The 16,207-nt window shown below is 40.1% G+C and carries 13 protein-coding genes; 2 read left to right on the top strand and 11 right to left on the bottom strand.

What is annotated here, in order from left to right; genetic code table 11:
* Positions 1–337: 337 nt before the first annotated feature.
* The 8 genes from LVD16_RS08220 to LVD16_RS08185 all read right to left on the bottom strand — a co-directional run bounded on the left by LVD16_RS08220 (position 338) and on the right by LVD16_RS08185 (position 7,322).
* Positions 338–1,051 carry a phytanoyl-CoA dioxygenase family protein gene (locus LVD16_RS08220; protein ID WP_233773448.1) on the bottom strand — a complete coding sequence of 238 codons (714 nt, stop codon included), beginning with the start codon at positions 1,049–1,051 and terminating at the stop codon, positions 338–340.
* 22 nt (positions 1,052–1,073) lie between these two features.
* Positions 1,074–1,622: a hypothetical protein gene (locus tag LVD16_RS08215; protein WP_233773447.1), complete on the bottom strand. Its 549-nt coding sequence runs from the start codon at positions 1,620–1,622 to the stop codon at positions 1,074–1,076.
* A gap of 536 nt (positions 1,623–2,158) precedes the next feature.
* A complete protein-coding gene (locus LVD16_RS08210) occupies positions 2,159–4,390 on the bottom strand; it encodes a serine hydrolase (protein WP_233773446.1) in 2,232 nt (743 codons plus the stop codon).
* 313 nt (positions 4,391–4,703) lie between these two features.
* The gene (locus LVD16_RS08205; RefSeq protein WP_233773445.1) at positions 4,704–5,126 is read right to left on the bottom strand and encodes a hypothetical protein; all 423 of its coding nucleotides are present in this window, start codon (positions 5,124–5,126) and stop codon (positions 4,704–4,706) included.
* A 51-nt stretch (positions 5,127–5,177) separates the two neighbouring features.
* On the bottom strand, positions 5,178–5,672 hold the full coding sequence (locus LVD16_RS08200) for a DUF1579 family protein (protein WP_233773444.1): 495 nt from the start codon (positions 5,670–5,672) through the stop codon (positions 5,178–5,180).
* 101 nt (positions 5,673–5,773) lie between these two features.
* A complete protein-coding gene (locus tag LVD16_RS08195) occupies positions 5,774–6,418 on the bottom strand; it encodes a CatB-related O-acetyltransferase (protein ID WP_233773443.1) in 645 nt (214 codons plus the stop codon).
* Positions 6,419–6,471: 53 nt separating this feature from the next.
* Entirely contained in the window at positions 6,472–6,972 is a 501-nt protein-coding gene (locus LVD16_RS08190) for a hypothetical protein (RefSeq protein WP_233773442.1), read from the bottom strand.
* 5 nt (positions 6,973–6,977) lie between these two features.
* Positions 6,978–7,322: a hypothetical protein gene (locus LVD16_RS08185; protein ID WP_233773441.1), complete on the bottom strand. Its 345-nt coding sequence runs from the start codon at positions 7,320–7,322 to the stop codon at positions 6,978–6,980.
* A 165-nt stretch (positions 7,323–7,487) separates the two neighbouring features.
* On the opposite strand from LVD16_RS08185, the gene LVD16_RS08180 reads away from it, so the two are divergent.
* Together LVD16_RS08180 and LVD16_RS08175 are read left to right on the top strand one after the other, a co-directional pair.
* Complete coding sequence (locus LVD16_RS08180) at positions 7,488–9,923, top strand: ABC transporter permease (protein ID WP_233773440.1); 2,436 nt, start codon at positions 7,488–7,490, stop codon at positions 9,921–9,923.
* A 182-nt stretch (positions 9,924–10,105) separates the two neighbouring features.
* The gene (locus tag LVD16_RS08175; RefSeq protein WP_233773439.1) at positions 10,106–10,987 is read left to right on the top strand and encodes a DUF4494 domain-containing protein; all 882 of its coding nucleotides are present in this window, start codon (positions 10,106–10,108) and stop codon (positions 10,985–10,987) included.
* A 72-nt stretch (positions 10,988–11,059) separates the two neighbouring features.
* On the opposite strand, the gene LVD16_RS08170 is transcribed toward LVD16_RS08175, so the two are convergent.
* The 3 genes from LVD16_RS08170 to LVD16_RS08160 form a co-directional block, all read right to left on the bottom strand.
* Entirely contained in the window at positions 11,060–11,947 is an 888-nt protein-coding gene (locus LVD16_RS08170) for a carbohydrate kinase family protein (RefSeq protein WP_233773438.1), read from the bottom strand.
* Positions 11,948–11,951: 4 nt separating this feature from the next.
* A complete protein-coding gene (locus LVD16_RS08165) occupies positions 11,952–13,538 on the bottom strand; it encodes a glycoside hydrolase family 32 protein (RefSeq protein ID WP_233773437.1) in 1,587 nt (528 codons plus the stop codon).
* 230 nt (positions 13,539–13,768) lie between these two features.
* Positions 13,769–16,207 (bottom strand): glycoside hydrolase family 2 protein, encoded by a 2,439-nt coding sequence (locus LVD16_RS08160; protein ID WP_233773436.1) that lies wholly within the window; start codon positions 16,205–16,207, stop codon positions 13,769–13,771.

Below are 16,207 nucleotides of genomic sequence, written 5' to 3'. Positions count from 1 at the left end.
GTGGTAGTCGATAGCTATGAAATGCTCCAGGTCTCGGAAGACCTTGCAGCAAGAAAGATTTTTTTGTTACTTTTTTGATCGATTGCAAAAAAGTAAAGAGAACGATGTTGGATAAGGTGGCTATGAGTGTAATGCCGTATTTGTTGCGGCATGAAGCTGTTTAATGAATGCGCAGTGTTTGAACGGTGGGATGCCGGATATTGCTTCGCTACGCTGCACAATTCCGGCATGACGTACTTGTGGGGTACGCTGCACAATTCCGGCATGACGTATCTGTGGGGGAACGTGACTAAATTCTGGCATGACGTACCTAAAGAGAAACTTTAGACGTTGAGAGCTAAATCGCACATTTCTCCAACCACTCCAACGGGCTTTCTAAATGATGCTTATTCAACTCGATATGAATAACTCTTCTTCTCTTCTGGTTAGTAGTTCTTCCTGAAGCATGTAGAGTTAATGGCTTCATCAGCATAACACCTCCTTTTTGCACATTACATAATCTCTCATCAAGAGAATTCCAGTCTTTATTTTCAATTCTTATCACACCTCTTTTATGAGAACCTGATATCACTTTCAATGCACCGTTATTTTCATCAGTATCATCTAAATGAATTCTGATGGTAATGGTGTCTTCCAAAACTGGGAGCGGCGGCTGCACCCCATGCTGACCTTTTTTAAATGTCCAGTTACAGTAGCCATCTAATTCAGCTCTTTGATTTACGGAAATGCTCAAATCCTGATGGTAAGCAACAAACCAATTTGAGTCGCTAGGTTTGTCAAAGTATATAGCCTTGCTGATAAAGTAGTTGTTATCCGCTACATCAGAAATTAACTGGCATAGGTTTTCATTAAGAACCAGCTCTTTCAATCCTGAAACATTTGTAAAAAGCTGCCTTATGGCAAACAGATCTTTAGTTTTCATAAAAGAGCTGTTATGCTCAGCGCTTTTGAGACAGGCAAGAATACTTCTTATCTCATCCTCAGAATAGATTGCTGTGGTTATTGAATAACCAAGTTCCTTTAGTTGGTTAGCATTTTCCTTAAAGTTCATTAACCTTCCTTTTTACCCATAATTAATAGCCCCTTAAGCCAGTAAATAATAATTTCAACAGGAGAGACTCAATATCATCTTCCACTAAAGGCGGCCGCGGATCCAATTCAAATTTCACTTTTCCTGAAAAATATCTCTTTTTAAAAAATGAATATCCTCCTGCATAGTTACTGACACTTAAAAACAATTCCAGGTTATCATACTGAGCTTGACATATAGTTATGTTAGCGGCCTTTTTTATAACCTCTCTACCTCCAGAACGATACTTCAAGCGAAATGTGTTGAATGTAATTTCAGTGATATCATCTGGATTGATAATGGCCGCCAGAAAATCGTTTTTCTTTTTAAATCTCACCACTAACGCCAACGAAAAGAGTTCGATGTTCACATAATTGATGTCAGCATTTGATTCCCCCAATACATCAAATTCAGTAATTCCGTTTTGGTAAATGAAAAAAGGTGAACCTACACCTTTCAGCTTGATTTTGTGTAGCAAAGAAAAGGGTGCCCCTGTGAGATATTGGTAGCGGGAAGGTATTTTGCCGGTGTGGTCTAGGTGGATGATTTGCATGTTTAAATGGCAAATTAATTATTTAATTAAGAGAATTTCAATAATATAAACGGTGAGATGCCGGATATTTCTCCACTACGCTACGAAATTCCGGCATCCTCCGGCAAGCTAAACCATAAAATCGTGCTTCTCTTGCTGCCCAGTCGTGAGGTGAAAGAAGATTGAAAAACAGGCCAGTCTCAAGTCCTTAGTGGGAGTCCATAACTATGAAATGCTCTAGGTCTCGGAAGACCTTGCAGCAAGAAAGATTTTTTTGTTACTTTTTTGATCGATTGCAAAAAAGTAAAGAGAACGATGTTGGATGAGATGGCTGTGGGTGCTATGCGATATTTGTAGCAGCATGAAGTTGCTTAATGCATTAGTGGTGCTTGCACGGTGAGATGCCGGATATTGCTTCGCTGCGCTACACAATTCCGGCATGACGTATCTGTGAGGGTACGTGAATTCCAGCATGACAAATCTGTGGGATATGTGGCGAATTCCGGTATGACGTATCTGTGAAAGGAATGTGGTTAGAAGAAGGACTGGACGAAGCATCAATTCAACTCATTTAAAATCAAATCAGTCATTTCAAATCTGGGAAAATCACCGGTGTTATTTAGTAAGATGATGGTGATGCCCTGATCAGGCTGTTTTAAGAACATGCTGTAAAAACCAAAATCAGTACCGGGGTGGTAGACGATCTTGTGTTTATTGGAGGCTTTGAACATATGCTTATCAATCATCCAGCCGTAACCGTAGCTGGCCTCCCAGTCTTTATACTCCGCTCTGGGCTGCCAAATCTGGTCAATGGTTTCTTTTGATAGAAAGGAGCTGTTATCAAAGGCCAAACTCCATTTAAATAAATCATCGGTTATGGCAGATACTCCACCCGCTCCCATCACATTTTGGCTGTAATATGCCTTTTCCTCCTTACCATACAAATAGCCTTTTGCTCTTAGGTTGGAGTTACAATCTACACAGCTGTTATTCATATGCAAAGGTTGAAAAATCTCATGAGACAAAACCTCCGCAAATACCTCTCCCTCAATCTCTTGAACAACCAGTGCCAGAACAGCATAGCCTGAATTGGAATAATGAAAAGCGGTTCCAGGCGTAAACTCCAGTTCATCACTACAAAAGTTTTTGACCAGATCTTCCAGCTCATAAGGGTTTGAGAATATATCTACCTGATACTCAGGATTACTCAAATAATTAGGAATACCTGACTGATGAGTAAGCAGTTGCTCCACCGTAATATCTCCATGGATATACCAGGGCAAATATTTATTTACTGGATCATCAAGCTTTAATTTCCCTTTAGCTACCAATTTCATAACCACGGCCGAAGTGAATGTTTTACTGGTAGAGCCTATTCTGAATTGAGTATCCTCTGTATTGCTGGTGAATTCGTTATTATAGCTCTTCTTTAAAATCACTTTACCACCTGAAGCGATGAGAGCATTACCATTGAAGAGCCCATTCTCATTATAAAAAGACAAAATGGAATCTATCCTACTCTCCTTCGGAAACCGATGCAGCTGTTCTTCAATTTGAGCGCGGAGATTATGACTATCATTTTTAGCGGCAATGTCTCTTGCAATACCCTCAAAATCATCGCCTTGCAAAATCACATTGTAGTCTCTCCAAAAGTCAGGATCATACATGGAGTCCTGTTTCTCAATCCATTCATTATCACCCAAAACTTCTTTATTGGAGAACTCAGCAACCGAATCAGTATTCAATGAGGTTACGATATAATCTGCATCACTGTGCATTTTGAAATTGTAATTTTCCCGACCACTTCTAACGATGAAAATGGTCTTCTGCTGCACACTTCCCAGATAATAGATATCGGCTACGGGCTTATACCGTATGCTATAATTACTCTTTTCAACCTCCAAGTGTATGTCCATTAGATCCATCAAAGTACGCATGGCTGCGCTTCCGTATTTATAAAATGACAATCCTTTTGGGCTAAGTCCGAAATCTAGTTGCAGCACTGCAAATGAGTTCACATCCACATAAATAATTCCTTTATAAGCTGCCTTCTTTAAATTATCTCGTTGATCAAATTCGATAACATACGCATCTTTTCCCTCATAATTGACAATACCTTCAAGTTCAAAAACATGATCCTTGATGCCACGGCTATTGAGAATATCCCATTCATTAGGGTTATTGAGTACATCAAACTTAAATACAGCAGCCGGCTTTATGCCTATCTCAATATTTTCCAGAACAGCTTCATTTTTAATAGCGCGCATTTTAGTAAGCTTAAACTGACTTTTCCTTACCGGCTTAGCCTGGTATAGTTCAAAAACGGCCTCCGACAGAGCAACGTACTCCTTACCTTTCGTCGAATTCAACCTGTAGAAACCAGTGCTATTATATGGGGAGCTATAATAATTTTGTGGCGCCTTTTCGATCACCTTGTTGATGATAGTCTGAGCGGTGAGCCCTGTAACTGTAACCCCTTCCAACACTGTTGGGTTTTCCTCTAGAGCAACAGATATGCTCGCATTCTCACGATCGATGACTATATTCTGAGAATGATATCCCAGATACGAAATGTTTAATGAAGCGCCTTCATAATGGTCAGGTAGTAATAACTTAAACCTCCCCTGCTCATTGGTAACTGTTCCCAGCTTATTGCCAGAAAGGGCTATGGTAACATATGGTAATGGCTCTTTTGATTCACTGTCCCGCACCGTGCCTTCAATTTGAAAAAACTGAGCCTGAACGGTTGTATTCAAAAGAAGTAAGAAAACTATAATAATTCGTGGCATAATTCAATAGAGGTGCTTACGGAGATTGTGGGTTTGGGGTTTAAATGATCGGTGCTGTTTTGAAAGGCTGATGATGTTGAAGTTTAATAAATGTGTAGTGCTTGATCGGTGAGATGCCGGATATTTCTCCGCTACGCTACGAAATTCCGGCATGACGTACTTGTGGGGTACGCTGCACAGTGCCGACATAATGTATCTGTGGGGTAATGCGAGTGCTTGAATAATCTGGCAATTGGCACATCTTGAAATCCGACATGACGCTACCTAACAAGGGAGTAGAAAATAGGAGAAATATGATCCAAGTGGTACTTGATCAATATGCCTTTTTCCAAACCTTTAATGTCCTAAATGAAAGAAGAATAAATGCAAGTATCCATAACAACAGAATTCCCCACATCAATTGAAAATTGCTACTATCACTTATTTCTGCTTGGTTTTGCAAGCTTGCCTTAATCTCAATGATATAATAAGTAATTATCGAAACTAACACTAAACCTACTAATAAGCCCATGTTAGATCCTAAGGATTTAAAACGCTCTATACCGCCTTTAATAGAGAAAACGATAAATGTTAAAACTCCTACAACCAAAACAATAGCAGAAAGGGTGCTCAGCACGTAATATGTATCATGCAATTGTATATCCACGCCATGATTATGCGCAGAAATTCTAGAGATTATAACTCCAAAAATGACAATGACAACAAAAATTATGATATCAGGTAATGATCTTTTCATACTGTATCCAATTTAATAGTTAATGTTGATTATACAAGATAAAATAAAACTTTACTTCCTTACAAATTTATACTCAACAGTCTTCTTTTCTGGTTGATCTCCTTCCTGGTCAAAGCTTTCTATTAGGATGGTGTTATCATCTACGAAATTGATGGTTTGTCTTACATTGATGGTCTCTTTGGAGACTGGATTTGTCAATTTACCGTGAAGATTGGCCACCTTTTTGTCTGCATCCCAGCTGCCTTGAAGTGCCAATGTGCCGGTGCCCATGTTGGTAATGGTAGTCATCGAAACAGTTTTATCAATGGTATTATAACCGATGGTATAAAGTGAAGCATAATCCATTCCCATCATATTGCCTTTTTGTTTTAACTCAAGAAACCGACCTCCTAAAATCATTTGCTGAGAAGATTCCAACGCAATAGGTTTATCCATGCCTTGCATTTCTATAATCAACTCAAAATCACCTGTGTATTTAGCGAATAAGTCATGAACATCAGTAGGAGTCATATAAACAGACCATGGATCTTGGTTTTGTGCGCTCATAGAAAATGGAATTAGTAGGAGGAATAAGGTTAGGTACTTCATATCGATTTAGAATGAATCAGAATTATAAATATGATTAAAATAATTAATGATTAACTTATTCAAATACGTTTATTATTCCATTTTTGATACAAATCATCAACATTATTATCTGTCAGGTCCTGAATATTTTCAGTGATGGCTTCTATAGGCCAGTTCCACCAGGCCATTTCTAAGAGCTTTTCAATGTTAGTGTCCGAAAATCGCTTCTTAATCTCTCTGGCAGGATTTCCGCCTACAATAGAATAAGGCGCTACATCTTTAACTACAGTAGCATTGGCCGAGATAATGGCACCATCTCCAATCTGCACCCCTGCCATTATGGTGGCGTTATATCCTATCCACACATCATTTCCCACTGTTACATCACCTTTATTTGGGTAGGTCTTTCCTTCCATGGCATGCTCCCAGCCATTGCCATAGATAGCAAATGGATAGGCTGAAATGGCATTAGACAAATGATTGGCTCCATTCATTATGAACTTTACATCTGAAGCTATCATGCAGAATTTACCAATAACCAGCTTATCTCCCGTAAAGTCGAAATGGTATTTCACATTCTTCTCAAAGTTGGCAACGTCCTCAAAATCATCGTAATAGGTGTAATCTCCCACTATGATGTTGGGGTTTTTGAGAATGTTTTTAAGAAAGCAAAGTCTATTGTAATTCGGTAAAGGGAATATGCTCTCCTTGTCAGGTCCGGTCATGGAGGTTTAGAAAGTTGATTTATTAGAACTACGTGGGTTGAGGTAATAAGATTTTAATCTGCGTATTTTATTTTTCTAAATGTAATCTTGGATAATGTTCTTTTGTAATCAGTGGAGCCATTAATCAAGAACTCCATCCTTCTAACCCAATTATTATGATTATCCAAAACGTACTCGTAGCATATGGTGGAAATGCATTTTGAATTGCTATATTCCTTAAATTCTTTGACAAGGCCATTTTCATTATATCTGTAGCCGCTGACTAATTCCTCATCTCCATCCACTACACTATATTCAGCTATGATATTACCCTTTTCATCATTTACATATTTAGACCCGAAAAGATCATTTTCAAAAATGAGAAAGCCATTCTTATCATATTCGAATGTTGTTGTTGAAGCCTCACCTTCTCTAGGTACCGATATTTCCTCAATCACTTTACCTTCCTCATTGTAAATAAACTTCTCAGTCCTAATCACATCATCTCCCATATCATATTGATATCGCTTTTCTTCTATAATATGCCCCTTAGCATCGATTTTATATTCAAACATTCGTTCTATCTCACCTGACGAAGTGTAAAATATCTTTTTTTAAGGATCTTGTTTTCATCATACTCGTATTTGATAGTTACTTTAATATTCTCATTGAAGAAAGATGGATGATATACGAACCCAAGAATATTCTGGTTTCTATCAAAGCTTGCTTCTCCTCTACTGTGATGTGGGATAAAATCCCCCAACTCAAATGAATCTTTGACTGCCGACGCATAATAAGTCTTGACCCCACAGAAAATGTACTTGCCACTGAGCTTTGGCTTTTCGTAATCTTCATACTGTCCAATTGCTAAATTATTGAACGTCAATACTATTATAAACAGAGCTATTATCTTACAACACTTCATGCCTCAAAATAAGAAATATACATCAATAAATTGTATTCCAGCAATATTCTAAAATCCATATTTGCTCTTAAGAATTAGAAGCATAAAGGACTCATGTAACCTTTCCTAAAATATTAAGTATTATCTCTATAGGTCAACAACTTAATGACACTTAACAACATTAGCATGCTTAAAAGTTATCTCAAGGTAGCGGTGCGCAACCTGCTGAAGAGAAAGGTATATTCCTTTATCAATATTTTTGGCTTAGCCACCGGTATGGCTGTGTGCCTTGTCATATTGAAATATGTGGACTTTGAACTGAGCTATGACAGCTTCCATGAAAAGTCTGAACGGATTTACAGAGTAACTACCACCTCTTACCAAAACAATGAATTCAGAGCACATCACGTTTTATCGGGCTATGCTTTAGGGCCGGCACTGAAAACAGATATACCTGAAGTTGAATCCTATATCCGTACTCACCCCATGTACGGAGGTGCGGTTATCAGCTACGGTAGAGAAAGCGCTGACGCCTCATCTTTCTTTGAAGAAAACATTCAATTTGTAGATTCTAACTTCTTCAACGTATTTACTTATGAGCCGATAAAAGGCAATTTGTCGAAATCTCTGGAAGACCCTAACTCTATGGTACTTACAGAGAAAATGGCCACCAAGTACTTTCATGATGACGAGGATCCTATTGGTAAAACCATGACAATATCCGGCGGCTGGGCAGATCATGATTACACGGTGACAGCGATTATAGAAAACCCTCCGGGCAACAGCCATTTCCCTTTTGATTTTATAGTGCCTATACACAATCTACTTCAAGGTCAGCAGTACCAAAACGATGATGGCTGGGGCTGGAATAATTTCATTACTTACGCCGAGCTCATTCCTAATGTGAAGCCGGATGATATGAAAGATAAGATGGAAGCCTTTGTGAAAAAATACAGAGGAGAAGAAATGGAGCGATACAATAGCCGGGCAGAAATGATTTATCAACCCATAGAAAAAATCCATTTGGAGCCCGGGCTAGCTAATGAGTCTAGCGAAACGGTGAGCATTAACACGATATATTTCTTTATTATCATTTCCATCTTCATCATGGCTATAGCCTGGGTGAATTACATCAATTTATCCACTGCCAGAGCCATGGAGCGCGCCCGAGAGATAGGCATTAAAAAGGCGATTGGCGCCTATAAACAGCAGCTTATCGGGCAGTTTTTACTGGAATCTATTGTGGTGAACTTACTGGGTGTAATCATTGCCATGGTGATGGCCGTACTGCTTTTACCTGTACTGAGCAGTATCGTAGGCAAAAACCTTTACTTTGATTTTAACGACCCTCGCTTGTGGATGATATTAGGAGGACTCTTCCTTTTTGGCTCAGTGATCTCCGGTATTTATCCAGCTTTTGTTTTGTCTTCGTTTAACACTATAGCTGTGCTCAAGGGAAGCGGAGAAAAGGCCAAAGGAGGTTTTTCATTAAGAAAGACGTTGGTAGTTTTTCAGTTTGTTGCTTCTATGATCCTCATTGCAGGCACATTTGCTGTATACCAACAAATAACCTTTATGCGAGACCAGGACAAAGGACTCACTATGGATAAAATGCTGGTAGTAAAAGGCCCTAAAGTATTTGAAGGTGAGAACTTCCGCACGCGCTTAACCACGTTAAAAGATCAGCTGACCAAGGTACCTGGAGTTACGCAAGTAGCAACATCAGGGGCTGTTCCCGGTGGTGGCTATAACTGGGGCACTAGCATAAGAAAAGACGGCACTGATCGCTCAGAAGGTAAAAATGTCAGCATAGTTTGGGTAGATCCTGATTTCGTAAAAACCTATGACATTACTGTACTTGCCGGCCGCAGCTTTAATCCTGAGATTACATCAGATATGGAATCGGTGCTTGTTAATGAGGCCGCTCTAAAAGCCTTTGATCTAGGCTCCCCAGAAGAAGCCGTAACTCAAAATGTGATTATGGGCGGTGACACTTGCGCTATATTAGGCGTATTAAAAAACTACAACTGGAACTCTCTGAAAACGGAGCATCAACCATGGCTTTTACGTGCTGACACTATTTCTTCAAGTGCGTATTCTTTACACCTTACAGGAAATAATATTGATGATGTGATTGATCAGGCTGAAGATATTTACAAAGAGGCCTTTCCTGGCAATCCGTTTGACTATTTCTTCTTAGATGATTTCTTTGACAAGCAATACAAAGCCGAAAGACAGTTTGGCAAAATATTCAGTCTATTTGCCGTATTAGCCATTACCATTGCCTGCCTGGGCTTGTGGGGACTTGCCTCTTATGACACCTCTCAAAAGCTGCGCGAAATAAGCATAAGAAAAGTAATGGGAGCATCTGTAAATAGCATAGTTTCATTACTCTCCTGGCAGTTTCTAAAGTTGGTGATTATTGCCAGTGCTGTAGCCTTGCCACTAACCTGGTACGGGATCAACAGCTGGCTGGACAATTTCGCTTTTAGAATTGGCCTGAGCTGGGATTTGTTCGTGATTCCTGTGGCAATACTGACCTTATTAGCTCTAGGAACAGTGAGCTTACACATTTTAAAAGGAGCCAATAGCAATCCTGCCAAGGTATTAAGATCAGAATAAACGTCTGACTCAACTTCATAAGAGGCTGCCTTTGAAAGATTCATCTTTTCAGGCAGCCTCTTTTTTTGATGCTATTTCTCCCATCTATCGAAATCAGAATAATATAATTCCAATTTTTCGCTCGGTTCCTTGCGAAGGATCATATCTTTGCGGCTTCTTTAAATTTCAAAATATCATTAAGTATGAAAGTCTGGTTTTCTTGTAAAGTAAAGTATGGTAGAGAAACGGATGAGGGATCTTTAAAGCAAGTAACTGATGCTTACCTCTTTGACGCGGTATCTTATACTGACGCTGAAACACGTGTACATGATGTAGTAGGTCGTGAGCTTCCTGGTGAGTTTGCTGTTACCCAAATCAGTAAGACTAACATTGTAGAGGTGGTGAACTATGAAGATTCAGAAACCTGGTACAAATGCAAGGTGTCTTACAGTGCCGTAGATGCTGACCAGGGCGGGAAAGAAAAGAAAATCAACACATATTTATTGGTATCTGCAGATAATGTTAGAGAGGCCTATGACCGTACTGAAAAGCACTTTGACAGTATGCTGGTACCCTATGAAATCCCTAGCATTACGCTTACTAATTTCGTAGAGGTATTCCCATATAATGGCGATGATATTCCTTCAAACCTCAAGCCTGTAGATGACATGGCTGGCTTTAGCTCTAACTTCCCTAACTTCCAAACTGAAGGTGATGATGAGATCGATCCAAGTACCGGAGAGGTAATCTCTGAAGCCCAAGACGACTCTGATGATGAAGGAGATACGCTAATGGCTGATGATGACAATGACGAAGAAATCACTTTAGATCCTGACACTGAAGAAGATGAATTAGAGGGCGATGATGAAGAGGATCTTGAAGATGACGAAGACGAAGAAGATGATCTAGCTGATGAAGTAACTGATCTTGAGGATGATGAAGAGGACGAAGATGAGGACGAAGAAGAAATAGAAGAGGATGATTCTGAAGACGAAGACGATGAAACTTCAGAGGATGAAGACGATTCTGAAGACGAAGACATTTCTGAAGATGAAGATGAAGACGAAGACGAAAAATCTAAATAACATAGATATAATCGAATAGAAAAAGGCTGGTACTTTCACAAGTACCAGCCTTTTTTGTTTATTAAGAGGGCGTTAATCTAAAGAGACCGGATGCCCTAACATTTTTCTTACACCTTCATCATATTTAGGAATAGCTCCCCTTCTGGAAGCCACATAAGCCCCAAGGTAATTAGCTGTTTTTGAAGCAGATATAGCATTATCACTCTGTAAATATTTGAAAACAAAGCCAGCACTGAAAGCGTCTCCGGCTCCTACTGTATCTGAAACCTCTGCTTTAAAGCCAGATACAAATTCCAACTCTCCATTCTGATATACATAACTCCCCTTTTCACCAGCAGTGATCAAAATTAGCTTTACAGGATAGGTCTTCACCACCTGATTACAGAATCCTTTGATGCTTAGCGCCTTTTCAAAAAGCAACTCTGACAGCACCATAACCTCACCATCGTTTAACTTTAGTATTGAACTAAAATTGAGGGACTCACGAATAATCTCCCGGTTATAGCAGCCTTTTCTCAGGTTCACATCATAAAAGATATGTCTAAATGAATTATGCTCTGCTAGTGTTTTTAGGGTTATCCTGCTCAAGTCATTTCTCTGGGCCAATGAGCCAAAATATAGCAGGTCGAAATGAATCTCTCCTACCTCCTGCTCATAGCGCATAAAATCATAGGCTACAGGCGTGTGAATGACATATTCAGGTTGCCCTTTGCTTAGCGTAACAGTAACAGTACCAGTAGGATGCTGCTCATCTTGCTGAATAAACTCAGGATTCACCCCCAGCTTTTTCACCTCTTTTATCGCTGCTTTCCCTAGTTCATCATTACCCACCTTAGAATATATATATGACTCCATTCCACATTGTGAAACATGGGCTGCAAAATTTAATGGTGCACCGCCCAGGTGTGGGTCATCTTCTATGATATCAAATAGTATCTCTCCAAAACTCAGTATCTTCATACGTTTACTTCCATATTGACTTTAAACTACACACTTCCAGCTCACTGACCTTCATTTGCCCATTAGCCTCCACTTTCATATGGTCCATAGGCTTATCTGGGAAAAATATAGCAGTCATCACTGTTTTACCTTCATCTGCAAATATTTCAATAGATGCTACATCTACGTATATATGCAGGTCTATCGATTCAGTATCAACGATTCTTTTTGTAGTATATTTTCTACTGAACTCATCATAAAAATCATTTTTCCCTGATTCTGATCTGTCCAGATAATATTCGTCTTTTGCGGCGTCATAACCAAATGTAACATGCTGATCTACATCATTATATAAAATCAGTTCAAACCCTTCTTCAGGAATTTCAGACAGGGTAAGTTTAGCCTCAAAAGTAGTGCTACCTTTTACCTGATCATCTAAAACTGCCGAAGTATCTACCATCATAGTAGCTTCTGTAATACAATCATTTCTAAGTTCATCCAGCTCTTTCACTGGCTTAAAGGCCAATAAATAATCATTACCATTTTTAAATAATTCCATCTTGCGAGGCACAGTCATGGCACTTCTCCAGTTTTCTGTTGGCACTATCTGGGCATATAGCCAGTTGCTCATCCAGCCCAGGAATAAAGTCCGGCCATCTTCCTGAGGCACGTCAGCCCAGGTTACACCAGCATAATTGTCTGGCCCGTAATCTAGCCACCCATAAGAGCCTTTATCTTCAGTAAATGTCTTACCATCCCATTCTCCAATAAAATATTGAGTGCCAGAACCTCCTTGTGGAGCTCCGGGGTTAATACTCACAAAAAGCACCCATTTATCGCCTTTTCCATCAGGAGTAGGCAGTGGGAATAAGTCCGGGCACTCCCATACGCCCCCATGGCCGCCTTTATCTATACCAAAGTCGCTTAAATGCGTCCATTCTTTCAAATCTGGCGATGAATAGAAAGCAATATGATCTTTCACAGCCAGGGTCAGTATCCAAGCGTTGAGGTCCTCTTGCCATCTTACTTTTGGATCTCTAAAGTCCTTAATACCAGGATTTTCCAATACAGGATTGCCTTTGTATTTTGTCCAGCTACGTCCCTTATCTGTACTGTAGGCAATGCCCTGGGTTTGATATTTTATCTTTCCTGAGCGCTCGCCATCCATATTATGATAGGTGAACATAGCCACCAATGGCGGATTATCGTCAGAGCCAAAACCAGTAGTATTTTTCCAGTCTACCACGGCACTGCCGCTGAATATATAACCAAGACTGTCAGGATAAAGTGCGATCGGTAAGTGCTCCCAATGCACCATGTCTGGAGAAACTGCATGCCCCCAGTGCATCGGTCCCCAAACAGTGCTGTCTGGGTAATGCTGATAAAAAAGATGGTATTCACCATCATAATACACCATGCCATTAGGATCATTCATCCAATGAGCCGGTGGTGAAAAGTGATATTGAGGACGGTGCTCCTCTTGAAATTTTTCTTCTGCAACTGTCTCTGGCTGCTCTACTTCTGCTGATTCCGCTTGCTTTTCTTTGGGCTGACACCCCACGAAAAGTGCTAAGGCCATTAATAAATTTAAATACGTATTTCTGCTCTTCATATCACTTGTATTAGCGTACCAAAATTGCCTCGTCAGTAGCTCTGAAAGAGGCATAAGATCAGCCTAAAACAATATGAAAAAGCCGCTGTAAATGTACAGAGGCCTCAAAAAACAAACTGTATTTAAGCCAATAAAGGGTTTTGGGTCTTCAGCAATTCCATCATTCGGAATCGTTTGTAATAAATATAATATTATAAATCCGAATTTAACAACCCTTTATTGGTCTTGTTTTACCTTGAGTCTGATGTGGTTTTCACAATATCAGTCATCTTTATTTGTAAAAACTCGCCTTTGAAGTTCTGATTAAGGACGGTCATAACCAGCTCACTTTCAGCACTATCAGGAATCACCTCAATAGAAGCCTGACCATTAGCCATAGCTATGGCCTCACTGCCTGTGGGTGTTCCCATGTTTTTAAAAGTGGTGCCTCCGGCCAGGCATTGAAAATATACCTTCTCCTGATAATCTAAACTTCGTTTACCATGGCTATCCATTGCTGTAGCTGTAACCATAATGTGGCCATTCTCTAATAACTCATAAGAGAGCTTCAGCTCTTCAGGTGACCCTGACTGCTCATAAGTATAATTGACCATCAAATTATCCTTCACCTGGCTATCTCCAGCATATCCTATGGCTTCTAGCTTATTTTCGCCCTCCACAAACTCTATGTTCCAGTTCAGGCCGCAAGCAGGATACTGCTGTATGTCACGTTCTTTCACCCCTAAGCTTTTACCATTTAAGAATAACTCTACCTTAGCGGCATTGCTAAACACACATACATTTCTGCTTTTACCTTTCGGCCCTGATCTCTCAGTCCACGTGTGGGATTCTATGTAGGCAAATGGCACATCTGACCAGTAACTTTTAAAAACATAGTAAGCATCTTTAGGATGGCCTGCTCTGTCCACCACTCCCTTTTGGTTCATGTACGGAATATCATTTTCCGGCCTTAGCGGCGTACCAAAATCTTTAAAAGCCCACTGTGCATTTCCGGTAAGCTTAGGGTTGGTTTCACTTACGTGCAAATACCAGTCAAAAAGGTCTACAATGTAGTTTTCACTCCAGTCGCCATTTTTGGCTACATTGGATGTTTCTATCTGATTAACAGGCTCTTCCCATTCATCGGGATTTACCAAACCATCGCCGTTGATGGGGTTTTCGGTATGCCTTCCCAAATGACTGGATCCCCCGTATTCCATATGCAGAAAGTGAGGATATTCTTCAATAGACTTATTAATGACCTGCTCATAATTCTTGTAGGTGCCAGAATACCATCCCGACCAGATAGATGGACTGAACACATCTACTATATGCGACCCCTCATAATACTTTCTAATAGCCGTTTTTCTTCCGGGATCCATGCTATGAGCGATGTCATTGAGCTCGGAAAGAAACTCATTCATGGCTTCCGTACTATTGATATCTTCAAAATCAGGCAGCCAGTAAATCTCATTTCCTAATGACCAGATGATCACGCTGGGGTGATTGTAATTCTGGCTTATCATTTCCTTTAGAAGCCTTCTTGTATTGTCTTTCCACTGCTGATTCCCTACTCCACCGCGGCACCAAGGCAGCTCGTCCCAGACTAAAATACCTAACTCATCACACGCCTTATACACTTCCGGGTCTTGTGAATAATGACCCAACCTCACGAAGTTGGCCCCCATATTCTTGATGTCTTCCATATCCTTTCTGTGCATAGCATTTGACATAGCCGGACCAACGCCCGCGTGCTCTTCATGACGATGTGTGCCTCGCAAAAGAAGTCTCTTTCCATTGAGATAAAAAGGGCCATGCTCCTTAAACTCAAACCATCTGTAACCGATCTTTTCAGAAACTTCATCCACTGTTTTTCCTGCTACCTGATAGGCTACCTTCAAAGTGTATAGATTCGGCGTATTCACATCCCAAAGTATGGGATTGGGCAACTTAAAATCCATCGATAAATCACTCTTATTCAATAATTTATAACTCTCATAAACTTGTTTTCCTTTGGAATCAAGCAGCGTGAGGTGTATTGAACTTTTCTTTGCCAGATTTCCACTTAGATGAAGATCTACCTGAGTTTGAGCAGACTTAGCACTCACTTTTGGAGTCTGCACTTTAATTTGAGAAATGAAGGTATTACTGACCTCTTTCAACCACACGTCCCTGGTAATACCTCCATAAATGAAAAAATCGGATTTCTGAGAAGGAATCACCTCTTTATCATAGCCATTGTCCACCCTAACCATGATCTCGTTATCACCCGATTTTAAGTATTTGGTAAGCTCTACTTCAAAGCCGACATAGCCACCTACATGACCACCCGTACGTACATCATTAACGTATACATCTGTGGTGACATTAGCGCCCTCGAAATAGAGAAAATAACGTTTACCATCACTTAACTCACTGAAATTCAAAGTCTTTTTATACCAGCTGGCGCTTCTGCGATACCCCGGCTCCAGATCAGTAGCATCTTCACTATTCCAGCTATGTGGCAGATCAATCTGCTGCCAGCGTTCATCATTTTTAGCCTGATCTACTTTAGTGTAGGGCTTCTCCAGGTATTTCCAACCATCATTTATATTTTTCACTACCCTGCCCTGCGCAAAACCGGCAATAGAAAGTATGCTAAAAAACAGACCTGCCAGCAGGCCTTTCAACTGGTATGAATATTTTCTCAT

It is taken from the genome of Fulvivirga ligni (genome assembly GCF_021389935.1).
Taxonomy (GTDB): domain Bacteria; phylum Bacteroidota; class Bacteroidia; order Cytophagales; family Cyclobacteriaceae; genus Fulvivirga; species Fulvivirga ligni.
Note: the sequence above shows the minus strand (reverse complement) of the source record. Positions and strands in the feature narration are given on the sequence as shown.